General features: G+C 63.8%; 4 protein-coding genes. All 4 read right to left on the bottom strand.

Going from position 1 to position 13797, the window contains the following annotated elements; genetic code table 11:
- Nucleotides 1-62 precede the first annotated feature (62 nt).
- The 4 genes from BGE01nite_RS24855 to BGE01nite_RS24840 all read right to left on the bottom strand — a co-directional run bounded on the left by BGE01nite_RS24855 (nucleotide 63) and on the right by BGE01nite_RS24840 (nucleotide 13661).
- Entirely contained in the window at nucleotides 63-329 is a 267-nt protein-coding gene (locus tag BGE01nite_RS24855; RefSeq protein ID WP_146854850.1) for a hypothetical protein, read from the bottom strand.
- A gap of 60 nt (nucleotides 330-389) precedes the next feature.
- On the bottom strand, nucleotides 390-3095 hold the full coding sequence (locus BGE01nite_RS24850; RefSeq protein ID WP_146854849.1) for a beta strand repeat-containing protein: 2706 nt from the start codon (nucleotides 3093-3095) through the stop codon (nucleotides 390-392).
- 58 nt (nucleotides 3096-3153) lie between these two features.
- Nucleotides 3154-4092 carry a hypothetical protein gene (locus BGE01nite_RS24845; RefSeq protein WP_146854847.1) on the bottom strand — a complete coding sequence of 313 codons (939 nt, stop codon included), beginning with the start codon at nucleotides 4090-4092 and terminating at the stop codon, nucleotides 3154-3156.
- Nucleotides 4093-4172: 80 nt separating this feature from the next.
- Nucleotides 4173-13661, bottom strand: coding sequence for a choice-of-anchor Q domain-containing protein (locus tag BGE01nite_RS24840; protein WP_170267039.1), 9489 nt, complete (start codon nucleotides 13659-13661; stop codon nucleotides 4173-4175).
- Between the last annotated feature and the right edge of the window lie 136 nt (nucleotides 13662-13797).

Below are 13797 nucleotides of genomic sequence, written 5' to 3'. Positions count from 1 at the left end.
TTTTCGAGAACCAGTCTAGTTAGACGAAAATGCCGTGTGCGGACGAGAGCGGTGTCGACGAGTCACTGTGGCCCGTGCCATTGAGGCCGCTGCGCTCGCCGATTTAAAATGACATTCTTTTCGAGAAACTGTCCAACCGCATAGTTGCGCGTGGAACTGGGCAGGCCGTCCATGAAGGTGAGGGAGGATTTTTCGACAGTATTGGTTAGGTCAGCAGGGCCGAGGCCGCGGATGACGCTCTGGTTCGCGGTGGCGAGAGGCACCATAAACTTGGCGCCGACCATGTCGAGGTTGATGCTGCCGGGCCAGCCGTTGGGATACCACTGCACTTTCCGTTAGGCTGGGCGGTTCCAGAGGCAGTTCACCCGAAACTTTGGGAGGAGGCGGGCTTACGGAATGTTCGACGGCGTCAGTGTGCCAATGATGTTCAGGCCGGTCGTCAGCGTGTCCGTGCCGATGCCGCCATCCAGCAGGGCCGCGGCTTTGAACTCCACCGTCTGCGCGGCCACGCCTCCGCCAATGAGCACGCTGTCCGCATCGTCCCCCATGGAAATCGTCACCGCCTTGGAGAAGGTGGTGCGGGCGGTGAGGTTGAACCCGACTTCGGAGGTCAGGTGTTCGATGTTCAGGGTGTCCGCGCCCACACCTGTCTGGATGCCCAGGGTGCCCAGGAAGATCGTGTCGTTGATGGAGACTTGGTCGGCCCCGTTTCCGGTGGTGAAGGTGGCGTTCCCACGGAAGGCCGCCTGGCGGATGGCGAGGGTGTCCGCCCCGGTGGAGCCCACGTAGGTCACGTTTCCCTGAGCCGCCAGCCGGTTGAGCGTCACCGTGGCCGCGCCCGTCAAGCCCCCAAAGTTCAGGTTCACCGCACCCGCCACTTCCACGGACTCGAAGTTGTTGGCGACGAATGTCCCCGTGGAACCAGCGCCGTAGTTGACAGAGAGCGAGCCGTTGATGCGGCTGCCGCCGACCAGCGTAAAGCTGTCATCCCCCACCAGGGAGGTCACACTGAGGCCGCCCTTGATGACAGTGCCAAAGTTAGAGCCCAGGGTGCTGCTCGTATTACCGTTTCCAAACGACATGGAAACCGCCCCCGTGTTCAGGGTGAGGAAGGCAAAGCCAGAAAAGCTGTCGTTGCCATCCCCCATGGATACGTTCAGGGCACCGCCGACGGAGACCTGCTGACCGCCGTTTCCGAGCACCGTGGTCGTGTCGCCCCCGGCGGATTTGAAGGTCACACCGCCCTTGATGACTAAGTTGGGAGAAGAGATGATAAAGGGGGTTGCGCCTGAGGACCGAACACTGGTCTGCTGAAGCACGCTGCCGCCAATCAGTAGCGCGCCGCCGCTGCCGAGGAAGTTGATGACCTCTCCATTGCCGCTGACCATGCTGACCGAGCCGCCCACACGGAATTCCTCCAGCACGTTGAAATTGTTATTGATCGAATTGTTGGTGTTTCCGTTGGTCACGGAGAAGCTGCCTTTGATGTTCACCAGGCTGCTGCCGATGAAGTTGTCCCAATGGCCGTCGCCGTTTTTGATGGTTAGGCTGCCATCCACATCCAGGGCGGAGACAAAGAATAGATTCCGGGTCTCGGCGGTGGCCGTGCCGTTAGTGATGCTTAAATTTCCCCCCACCCGGAGACTTGGGCTGTTGCCTGAAAAGAAATTGTTTTCGTAGTCCCCATTGCCGTTTTTCAGGGTGAGGTTCCCCGTCACCAGCGGCAGGGAAAAGCTGTTGTTCACCTGCGCGGTGGAGTCTCCGTTGGTGACTTGCAGGTTCCCTGCGATTCGTCCATCGGCAAACGAGACGAAATTGGAAAACTTGCCCATGCCGTTCGTGATGCTCACACCGGCGCTGAACAAGCGCGCTCCAGAGATCGTGTTCACGGTAAAATCCGCAGTCGAGTCCTTGTTCACGATGTTGATCGTGCCGCCCACGTTCACCGAGGACCCGACCAGCCCCACCTCGTTGGTGTAGGTGCCGCTGCCGTTGGTGTAGGAGATTCCACCCTGGATATCCAGAGAACCCCCGATGCTGGTGATTTCGTTCCGGGTGCTCGTCGCGCCCGAGTTGCCATTTGTCACCGCCACCGCGCCGTCAATCTCCACCTGCGCCGCCGAGATTCGGTTGGTGTAGTCGCCATTGCCATTCTTGATGGTCACCCCGCCTTCGATGGAGACATGGTCGGTCGAAGTCAGGATGACCTCGCTCCTCGAAGCGCCGCTGACATTGCCCTGGGTCACCGAAACCGCGCCGCCGATGAGCAGGGCGTCCGTCCCTTCCATCAACATCACGTTCTGACCCGTGCCGTTCTTCACCGTCACGGGCCCGCCGATGGAGACGATCTCCTGGGAAACCACCCTTGTCTCAAAAAGAGCACCCGCGTGGTCCAGCGTGGTGAGGTTAAACTTGCCGCCGACGATGACTTCCTTGGCGGAATTCAGGGTCAGGAAGCCACCGCCGGCGCCGGGCGCGAAGTCCACCGAGCCCAGCAGGATGGCGGAGGCGATGTTGAACAGGAGGCCATCCCCGGCGCTGCCCCCGGTGTACTTCAGCGCGCCTTCGATCTGGATGGCGTCAAAGCCGGGTGCGCCAGGGGTGTATTCCACGGAGTTTGTGCCATTCCCCATGGCGAAGGTGGCGTTCCCTCCCACCAGCAGCCGGTCCCGGAAAAAGATCTGATCCGCATCGTTGCCCCCCTGGATGGAAAGATTCCCACCGATGGACAGCGCGTTGAAGCGGGCGGTGTTGGCGCCGATGCCCAGGTTCACCGTCACGTCCTTCACCAGTTTAACCTGATCAAAAAGCACCACGTCCGCGCCTTCCTTGAGGTCCACTTTGATGGATGTCACCGTTGCATCGAAGTCCACCGAGAGGGCGCCTGCCGCCGGGCCCAGCCTGATGAATGTGCCGGCCTGGCCGGTGATCCGAAAGCGGTCGGGCATGAGTTCCGTGATGACGATGTCGTTCGCCTCCAGGTCGCCGGTCAAGGTCAGGACGCCGCCTGCGATGACCGCCGTGACCGTTCCGGCCGGAGCGATTTTGGACTCAAGGTGTTCGATCACAGGACGGGAAAGGAAGCGGTTTGTCATGGGGGGAAGGTTCGTTGAGGACGGATTTGAATTTGAAAACAGGGGTGGTGAGCGCCTTTCAGGGCGCAGCCAATGCGCCTGGCAGCAGCATGACCGATCCTCCCTCGCCATTCGTGCTCGTTTTGTCAGGCGGGACGCTCATGAAGAAGCCATAGGTGCCTTGGTAGTCGCCGGGCTTCTGGATGGTGGTGGCTTTGAAGGCGGGCTTTTTGGTGTCGGTATGGGTGAAGGTGCCGCTGATCTCGCCGGTGGTTTTGGTCAGGGTGAGGGTGAAGTCCTTGGTCTTCAGGGGCAGGGGAGTGACGGCGTCTTTGGTCGTGATGTTGACGGCGTAGTTGCGCGTGGAACTGAGCAGGCCGTCCATGAAGGTGAGGGTGGCGTTGCCGTTGGTGGAATGGACCGGGCCGAGACCGGGGATGACGCTCTGGTTCAGGGTGGCGGCGGGGACTTTGTATTGCGCGCCCACCATGTCCAGGATGATGCCGTTGGGCCAGCCCTCGGGGTACCACTGCACCTTGGCGGGGGGCGGCTGCGCGGGGCGGTTCCAGAGGTAGTTCACGCCGTAGGTGTCATAGCCCGGATTGTTGGAGGGCAGGACGTTGACAGTGCCGGCAAGGTGGCCCTTGTTCGTGTAAAGGGAGACGAAGAGGGGAGCCTGATTGGCAGGGGAAAGCGCGGCGCTGGCGGTGAAGGGGGTGTTGTCGGCCAGGATGCCGGCGAACTTGGCGGTGCCATCAGAACCCAGGATCATGGAGCCGATGCCGGTCCCCGGGGGATATTTGCTGGCGGGCAGGCCGTCCTGCGGCACAGAGGGAAGGATCACGTTAAACCGCTGGCTGGTGCCCGTCATGAGGGTGGCCGGCACCTTGATCTTGGCGCTGTATTTGGCACGGCTTGCGGTGAAGGTGGACACCGTCAGGATGGTGCCTGTGCCGTTTTGCTTTTGCGTCAGGGTGCCCTCGATGGTGGAGGCTTCTCTATTGTTGGAGAAGGCCATCAGGCCCAGCACGAGGTCGGGCTTGCCCTTGCGCAGAAGAGTCAGCGTGTGCGTGCGGGCGGTTCCGAAGCGGGCGCCATCTATTCCCCCGGGCGTGATTGTTCCCCGGCCGTGTTCGTGGTGCCGGCGAAGGGCAGGCTGGCCCCGTCAATTTTCAGGGTGCCGCTGAAGGCGCCGGTGGAGGCGAGCGTGGCGGTGAAGAGACCGGTGGTGTCGTTTTTAGCGGAAGTGCCGCCCGGTGCGGGCTTTGTGGAGGACGGCAGGATCAGGCCCGTGTAAATCCCGATGGTGTCAGGTTGAACGTTGGGGGAAAAATTCGCCGTTAGCGTCAGGCCAGGCTGCATGATGAAGCTCAGCGCAGGCAGTTCAAGACTGGCGGCAGTGAGGCCGATGTCCGCGAGGGTGAGCCGGGGCATGCCTGGGGGCGGTGTAGGAAACGAATAATACCAGCCACCGAACAGGTAGCCTGGCTTTGGCGTGGCGGTGACCTTGTAGGTCATGCCCACATACAAACTGTTAGGCACCGTTTTGTCCACCGCCGCGGGCCGGGTGATGGTGCCAACGACGCCGGCCTCACCGCCTGAGACCGACGTGATCAGCGGGCGGATGACGCGATAGGTAAAGCTGCGCTTTTGCAGGGCGGAGATCTTGCCCTTTTCATCCACGGAGCGCACCACCAGGGTGTTCACACCCGGCACGGCCGTCACGGTCAGGGCAAAGGTGGGCATGGTGCTGGTGGTGGAGGGGGCGAGCACCGCATCCACAAACGCACCGCCATTGAGCTGCACCTGCACGGCCTGCACGCCCTTGTCGTCCTTGGCGCTGCCGGTGACGCTGACGCCGGTGCCGTTGGCCTCCAGGAAGATGGCGTTGGCCTTGGGTGTGGTCAGCACCAGGGTGGGGACCGCCGCATCCACGGAATCCAGGATGCGCACGGTGGTGCTGCTTTGCGCGCCCGGGCTGGCGCCGCCGGTGACATTGGAAAGCGTGAGGGTGAAGCTTTCATGCGGTTCCTTCAGCGTGGGGGCATCCGTGGCGGCGGTGATGGAGATGGTCTTGACCGTATCTCCTGGCGCGAAGGTGAGGGTGCCGCTGACAGCGGTGTAATCCTCCGGTGGGGTGGCAAAGCCGGTGCCCAGGCCGGCGGACTGGGAGGCATAGCTGACGGTGACCGTGCCGATGGTTCCCGCGGTGCGGTAAACGGGCACTAGGGCGGTGGTTCCCTCCTGCACACGCACCACCGGCGCGCCAAAGGCGATCGTGCCCGGTGCATCCTCCGCGGTGGTCTCCACGGAGCCGATGTCCATGGTCTCACCCTGGAGCCGCACGCCGCCGCGCTGGTCTCTGAGCATGCCCACGATGGCTGCGGAGGTGCCGCCCACGGGGTTCCGCGCCGGGCTGCCGGGCAGCGGCGGCATGGTCTGGGTGGGGCCGCCGTAGTCGCCCAGGGAGGCAAGCATGGGGTTCAAAGGAACCGCGGCGGTGCCGGTTAGGTCAGTGCCCAGCCAGGTGACATTGGAGGTGCCGGTGATGTTGCCGATGAGGTTGTTCCCCAGGCTGGTGACCACCGCGCCATTAAAACGGCCCACATCCATGGCCGTGCTGGCGGAGGTGTTTCCGGCGATGAGGCAGCCGTCGAGAACGGTGGTGGCGCTGCCGGAGTTGTAGCCGTCAATGGAGGTGCCGCCGCCCTGGGCGTGGGTGGTGGTGTTCCCCGCCAGGGTGCAGCGCCGCAGGGTGAGCAGACTGCTGGAGCCGGGGTCAAATCCATCGTTCATCACCGCGCCACCACTCACCGGCCCGGAGCTGTTCTGGGCAAAGGTGCACTGGCTGACCACGGTAGTCAGTTTGCCGCCACCGAAGGCTCCGACTCCGAGCCCGCCGCCCGAATAGCCCGGGGCTTTGTTATCGTAAAAGGTGCAGGCATCCACGGACACCGTTCCTACGGAGCCAGCGCCGCCAGTGGCGACATACAGCCCCCCGCCCCTGTATCCGGTATTGCTGGTGAAGGTGCTGCGCAGGACTTTCAAGGTCATGGACGCGCCTCCGTTGCTGCTGCATTCCACCGCTCCCCCCAGTGCCAGCGCGGTGTTGCCCGTGAAACGACAGTCTTCAAGCAGCAATCGCACAGGGTTTTGTGCGAGGTCGGAGACCCCGTCGATGGCGCCGCCATCGCTGGCTGAGGACACATTGCCAGAAAACAGGCAGCGCTCCGCCCGCAGGTGGCTGCTGCCGCTGCCAGGTGCATGGCGGATGGCCCCGCCCGAGGTGACGGCGGTGTTGTTGATGAACTCACAGTCCGCGAGGCCAAGCATGCCCGCATTGAGGATCGCCGCGCCTGAGCCTGCGAGGCTGCAGTCCCGAAGGCGCAGGTGAGACAGGCCGACGGACACGCCGGAGGAGATGTTGAGAATACGGCTGCCACTTGTCGCAGTCAGGTTCACCAGCGCTGCCAGCCCGCTGCCGTTTAGGATAACGGAACGGGAAGGGAAAAGCTCCCCCGCCGTCAGCGTGAGCGTCTGCCCGGAAAGTGCCGGGGCGAAGCTGATGACGGCGCCTTCCGGAGCATCGCGGACGGCCTCGCGCAGAGACACGTCATTGACACCGGCGGGAACATCCAGTTCGTCGTTGGCCACATCCACCCGCACCATCACGGCCTCCGCCGCGCCGATGTCCGCACGGGCGGTGCCATCGGAGTCGCCGTCCACCACGCGGGAGAAGCCGGCGCCGCGGGCATCGGTGGTCAGGCTGGTGCCCACCGCCCGATCCAGGGCGGGGCTGCCGGGCATGGGGGGGCAGGTCTGAACCAGGGCGGGGCCGCCATAGTTGCCGGCGGGTGCCAGCAGGGCATCCAGGGGCGCGGCGGCGGTGCCCACATAGTCGCCGTTGGCATTGGCGGCACCGGGGACGGCAGGGGCGGGGAAGAGCGTGCTCACGTCCTTGTTCTGGCCGATGACATTGGCGCCGGAACGGGTGGTCACGGTTGAATCCAAACTGGCCAGATCCGGACCCGTGGGGGCGCGGTTGCCCGCCACCACGCAGTTCAGCATGGACATAGTGGAATTACTCGTCCCCTGGAGACCGCCGCCGCTGCCATTGACACCCTCATTGCCAGTGATCGTGCATTGCTGCACGGTCGCTGTGGCGTTGACGATGCGGATCCCGCCGCCGCTGCCGGCGGCCCGGTTGCCAGCCACCGTGCACTGGCGGATGAGGTTGGCTGGGTCACGACTGGTTTCCAATAGAATGGCCCCGCCGCTCACGTTGGCGGTGTTGCTGGTGAAACTGGATTCGGTCATAACGAAGCGGATGTTGCTGGCCAACGAGTTCACCGCGCCGCCCAAGGACGAACCGCCGGTGCAGGAGTTGCCGGAAAAGCTGCACTGGTTCAGCGTGAGCAACGTGCCTCCGGTCACGTTCAGGGCACCGCCGCTGCCGGTGGTGGTGTTGCCACGCACCACACAGCGCTCCAGGGTGAGGCTTCCCCCGGTCATGAGGATGGCGCCGCCGCCGTCAGAGCCGGCTTCGCCGCCCTGGAGAGTCAGGCCGGCCAGGCGCACCGTGCCGCTGGTTTGAAAGATGCGGTTGGCCCCGGAGCCGGCGTCAATGGTGAACCCCGCGGGCAACGCGCTGGCGTCCAGGAGAAGATTGTTTCCCGCGGTGATCTGCCCTTTCGCGGCATCCAGAGTCAAGGTCTGGCCGCTGAGCGCGGGGTCCAGGCGGATGATGGCACTGCTGGCCGTGGTGTCGCGGATCGCCTCGCGCAGGGACACATTAGCACCGGCGGGAGTGTCGAGTTCGTCGGCGGCGGTGGTGACCTTGACCGCGACCGCCTCCACCGCGCCAATGTCCGGCAGGGCGGTGCCATTGAGGTCGCCATCCACCACGCGAATCTGCCGGAGGTTATCCACCACCAGAGTGCTGGCGGCAGCGGGGTCAGCGGCATCAATCACGGGGCTGCCGAGAAGAGGCTGCAGAGAGTTGACACGCGGTGGGTGGAACAAAAGGCCGGGAGACAGCGGTGCGGCCAGGGTGCCGGTGAGATTGGTGCCGCCGGTCAGCAGGCCGCCCCCGCCGCTGTCCGCCACGCCGATGAGATTGGTCAGGCTGGAGACGGCGCCGGAGTTCAACTGCACGTCCGGGCCCTGGGGGGCGGTGTTGCCGGCGATGATGCTTGAGGTGAGGGTGGTCGTCACCGCAGTGGTGCTGGTGCCGGTGGAGAAGGTGTGCAGGCCGCCGCCGCTGGCGACCGCGCTGTTGCCCACCACGGTGCAGTGCAGCAGGGTCATGCTGGCAAGGCCATTGCCGGCCGTGTTCACCAAAGCGCCGCCGTGCCGGCCGGAGGTGTTGCTGTAAATGCGGCAGTTTTCCAGGATGACGGTGGCCGCGCCGCCACTGGCGGAGGCATTGTACAGCGCGCCGCCGTAGGCGGTGGCGGAGTTTGCACCCAAGTTGCAGCGGCGCATGACCAGGGTGCTGGGAGTGGGGGCCATGCCGTTGGCGATCGCGCCGCCATAGTCCGCTTTCCCAAATTCCAGGGTGCAGTGGGTCATGGAGAGCACGCCCTGGTTGAGGATCGTACCCCCTTTGCCGCTCGCCACGGCACCCGTGCCGGTGCCACCGAAGCTGGGACCAGTCCCTGGAATGGAGATGCGGTGCATATGCACCTGCGCCCCTGGGGCCACGTAAAAGACGCGTAAGGAAGTGGGGGCAATGCTCCAGGTCACCGCATTGCCGGCCAGGATCAGCGGCTTGTCCAGGACCAGTTCCTCCCGGAAAACCGAACTGCCATTGACGGTGCTGGTGACCACGGCTCCGACAGGGGCGTCGCGGATGGCCTCGCGCAGGGAAACGGAAGTCCCGGAAGGGGTGTTGAATTCGTCATTAAAGCTGTTTGTCCGCACGATGAAGGACTCCGCCGCGCCGCTGTCAGAGACCGCGCTGCCATTAAAATCACCGTCGAAGTTGCGTGCAAAGCCACGCTGGTCGGCGGTGGCGGTGGAACTGGTGGCACGGTCAAGAGCCGGGCTGCCGGGCATGGGCGGCATGGTATCCGTGAGGCCGCCGTAGCGGCCCAGCTCCGCCAGATTGAGCTGGCTGGCGGTGACATTGCGGGTGTCTGTGGGCTGGTTGTAGTTGACGAAGAAGTCATCCAAACCCAGCACATTGCCACCACCACTGCCAGGTGTGGGAAATACATTATAAAGCCGCAGATCCTGCCCCAGGTTCCCGGCCAGGACGGTGGAGGTCAGGGTGAGCCTATCCCCTGCCTGACCAAAGACGGAGATGCCGCCATTGCTGTCGCTGGAGGTGTTTCCGGCGATGGTGCAGTGGGTCAGGGTCAGGTAGGTGCCTTGGGAGGTGAAGATCGCTCCGCCATCTCCACCTCCCGAGTGATTGCGGGTCAGGGTGCAGTGGTCCAGCACGGCGACTGAGGTCTGGAGATAAAGTGCACCACCGAGATTGGCTGAACTTAGATTGTCGTGAAACGTGCAGCGGGTGAACTGCGCCGTCGCGCTAGCCACGACGACGGCACCTCCACGATTCGTGGATTGATTGCCCCGGAAGGTGCAGTCCACCAGAGTGGTCGGTACAATGCTGAGGAAGGCGCCGCCGAAGCCGCTGTTGGACGTCCCTGTGCCACCGCCTCCGGTGAGGGTGAGGTGCCTCAGCTCAAATGAACCCGCTGTTGCAGTGACAAAAAAATGTCGGTTTGTCCCCGGGCCTCCATCCAGGATCAGCCCGTCCGGCAGCGCAGAGGCATCAATGATCACGGCTCTGGTGGGAGCTATTTCCCCCTTCACTGAATCGAGGATGAGGGTCTTGCCCGACAGCGCCGGGGCAAAGGTGATGACGGCTCCCGCAGGTGCGTCACGCACGGCCTCACGCAGGGACAAACTGGCCCCCGGAGGTGTGTCCAGTTCGTCCGCGAGGGTGGTGACTTGATACACTCCCGGGGGGCCGATCTCGACCGCGCCGATGTCTGCCACGAAGGTGTTGTCGCCATTCCCATCTCGTGGGCGGGACAGGCCGCGCTGGTCGGAAGTGGGGATTGTTCCTGAGGCGTGGTCGATGGCCGGGCTGCCAGCCAGAGGCAGGCAGGTGAAGGTGGCTCCACCATTGCTGGCCAGCGCGCCTAACAAAGGATCCACCGGTGCTGCCCCAGTGCCCACATAGTCGCCAGCAGCATTCGGCAAGCCGGGGGCAAAAACGGCTTCAGCACCGTCATTTTTGCCGATGATATTGGTTCCGCTGCGGGTGATGGGGGCATTGTCGAGATTGCTGATGTCCGGGCAGCCTAGAGAGCCCGTGTTGCCCGCGATGAGGGTATTGTGCAAGCTGATGACCGGAGCTGTGGCGCCCGCGATCAGGAGGCCGCCACCGCCGTCCAATGAGGCATTGCGGGTGATCGTGCAGTGAGTGAGGCTCAGGACTGGTATGTTGGAGATATCGACAGGTCTGAGTTTCACCGCTCCGGCGGCATTTCCCTCAAAGGTGCACTGGCTCACCATGGCCGTGCCACCGGTCATGAACAGAGCGCTGCCTTTGCCACCGGTGCCGTTTTCCAGCAGGGTGCTGTCTTTGAGTGTCAGGGTGCCTGACCCCACGCCGATGGCACCGCCCAGCAGGGTGCCTGAAGTATTGCCAGAGATGGTGCACTGGGAGATCTCCAGGCTGCCTGAACTCAGGTACATGGCCCCACCGCCTGCGCTGCTATTGTGACCGGTGATGATGCACTTTTCGAGGCTGACGGAGCCGCCCAGGTTGAAGATGGCGCCCCCGGCGTCCGCCAGAGTGGTGACTGCGCCAGTGAGAAACAGGTTTTTCAAGCTGAGACCCACTCCCGCGCCGACCTGAAAGAGCCTGGGGCCTCCTGGTTCACGCCGGATGGTGAAGCCGCCCGGGAGGCTGGTGGCATCCACCAGAACCGACTTGGTTGGCTGCAGGGAACCTAGTCCGGCGGCCAGATTAAGCGTGGTGCCACTCAGACCTGGGGCGAAGGTGATGATAGCTCCGTCGGGAGCATCTCGCAGAGCCTCGCGCAGGGACACATCTCCCGCGCCTGCAGGCACGTCCAGTTCATCCGTCGCCACATCCACCCGCATGAAGGAAGACTCCGCCGCGCCAATGTCTGCGCTTGCGGTGCCGTTTTGATCACCATCCACCACCCGTGGCAGGCCGCGCTGGTCGGTGGGGAAGACAGGGGTGGGGGCGCTGTCCAGTGCAGGGCTGCCGGAAGCCGGCGGCATGGTGGCGGTGAGGCCGCCATAGGAACCGATGGGGGCCAGCTTCGGATTCAGGGGCGCGGCATCCGTGCCGGTGAGGTCAGTGCCCTGCCAGGTGATCTGGCTGTCCGTGGTGGAGCCGATGAGATTGCCCCCCTGACTTGTGACGGTGCCGGAGACAAGCCGGACGTCTCTGCCGTCTTGAACGCTGGTATTGCCGGCGATGATGCTGGAGGTGACGGTCGTGACGGCCGGAGCGCCCTGGGAGAACAGACCGCCGCCACTGCGGGCCGCATTGCCCACCACGGTGCAGTGGGTGATGGTGAGGCTGGCGGGACCGGTGGGGGATCCCGCGGTCGTGTCGTAGGCGGCGTTGAGCAGTCCACCTCCCGAAGCTGCCGCCGTGTTCCCGGTGATGGTGCACTGATCCACTGTCATGTTGGCAGTGCCTGTGACGTTGTTTGAGTAGTTGAGCACGCTGCCGCCAATCAAAGGGCTGGAATTGCTGTTTCCCTGGATCGTGCTGGTCCGGAGTTGCAGGCTGGAGGTGCCTGTGTTGCCGCTGTTGTAGATCGCTGCGCCAGCTCCGGAGGCTGTGTTGCCGGTGAAGGTGCTGTCTTCCACCAGCGCCTGCGCGGTCGTGCTGTTCAGGCATAGATTCATCAAAGCACCTCCATACCCTGCGGCGGCTGAATTGCCGATGAAACGGCAGCGGCGGACCGTCAGCGAGGTGTTTTGGGTGGAGTAGCCGCTGGCGAGAGCTCCTCCCAGGCTGGCCGTGTTTCCTCGGAGGACACAGTCCTCCAGCGTCAGGGTGCCCGCGCTCAGAACGGCGCCACCGCGCAGTGTGTTTGCCGCTCCCGCACCCCCGCCACCGGTCAGGGTGAGTCCTTTGAAGATGGCGGTTTTGCCTGCCTGGATGTAAAAGAGCCGGTTCGTGCCACCGCCCTGCAGGATGATTCCACCCGTCAGGGCGGCGGCATCGATCGTGACGTCTTTGTCCAGGATGATCTCGCTGGCGGGCATCTGCACCGACTGCCCCGCGAGGCTGGCATGAAACACCACAAATGAGCCTGGCGAAGCGTCTGTGAGGATCTGAGCCAGGGAGCCTGCGCCCGCAGCAGCTGTCGTCGTGACTGTGTAGGTGCCTGCGATAGACTGGGGCAGGAGGCCGGAAACGCTGGTATTGTAAATGGTGTTGCCACCATAGCTGGCGGTGATGTTGTGCAGCCCCGCCGTCAGCGCGCTGGTGGTGAACGCGGCGGAACCCGCGCCATCAAGTGCCAGCGGACCGCCTATCGGAGTGCCGCCGTCGAAAAAGGTCACGATGCCCGTGGGCGTGCTGCCGCTGGTGAGGGGGGTGACAGTGGCCGTGAAGGTGACGGGCGTGCCTGGCAGGACGGGGTTGGCGCTCGAGCCCAGACTGACGTTTGTGTTTATCTTGCTTACCACCTGGGTGAGCGTGGGGGAGACCTTTCTGTGGTAAGTGGTGCTGCCTACGTAGGTGGCGGTGATGTCATGGCTGGCCTCGCTAAGGGCGCTGGTGGTGTAGGTGGCCACACCGCCGGCATTGAGGGTGGCGGTGTTCAGAGTCGTCGCTCCGTCTTTGAAAACGACGTTGCCCGTGGGTGTGCCACCGCCCGAGACCGGGGTGACCGTGGCGGTGAAGGTGACCGATGCGCCCGGCACCGCTGGATTGGCGCTCGATGTGAGCGTGACATTGGTCTGAATCGCCACTTTCCTCAGCGCCACGGCATAAACATGGAAGGTGCGGTTGAAAGCGTTGTTCATGTCTACCCGCAGCGCCTGATCCCCCGCACCCGCCGTGAAGGCATAATCCGCGCGCAGGCCAAAATTTTCGCCATACAGGTTTTGATCAATCGCCATCTCATCGGTGCCGGAGACGAACTTGATCAAACGCGGGTCGGTGGGCCCATCCCAGCCCACGCTGTAAAAGGAGACCACATACTGCCCCCCAGCCTGGAGGGAGGCGGCTTTGACCGTCAGGTTGGTGGAAGGCAGTCCGCCATAAAAGAAACTGCCGCCCATGATCGCGCTGCTGGTGCCGCCCAGGCTGGTCAGGTTGTTGGGGTCAGGATTGAGCACAAACTGTGCGCCGGTGAGGTCGAACTGGCCCGCCACATTGACAGGCGGCGGTCCGGCGAAGCCCGGGACGGACACGCCATTGACCGTGGCGGCGGTGGCAGAGCCAAAGTGGTAGGCCCACTGCGTCTCGCCATTGATGATGCCCGTGGAGGCATCGCCGGTCCAGGGCTGCACCGTCCAGGTGCCTGCGTGCAGGGAGGTGGCAAGCAGTCCCGACAGGACCAATAGGGGCAGCAAGAGGAACCGCTGAGACGTGAAGAAGACCATGGGAAAGCGAATGCAAAAGGGAGGGGGCTGGCAGCCTTCAGGGGATCTGCCCACGGCTCTATAAACCGTAACAACGACGCATCATTACTCCCATAGCAGGATGTCT

It is taken from the genome of Prosthecobacter gellanilyticus (assembly GCF_007992435.1).
GTDB lineage: Bacteria > Verrucomicrobiota > Verrucomicrobiia > Verrucomicrobiales > Verrucomicrobiaceae > Prosthecobacter > Prosthecobacter gellanilyticus.
Note: the sequence above shows the minus strand (reverse complement) of the source record. Positions and strands in the feature narration are given on the sequence as shown.

Bases quoted from the DNA above. Each gene is read 5' to 3' on its own strand.
- BGE01nite_RS24850 (WP_146854849.1), bottom strand. From the start codon at position 3,095: ATGACAAACCGCTTCCTTTCCCGTCCTGTGATCGAACACCTTGAGTCC.
- BGE01nite_RS24845 (WP_146854847.1), bottom strand. From the start codon at position 4,092: ATGGCCTTCTCCAACAATAGAGAAGCCTCCACCATCGAGGGCACCCTG.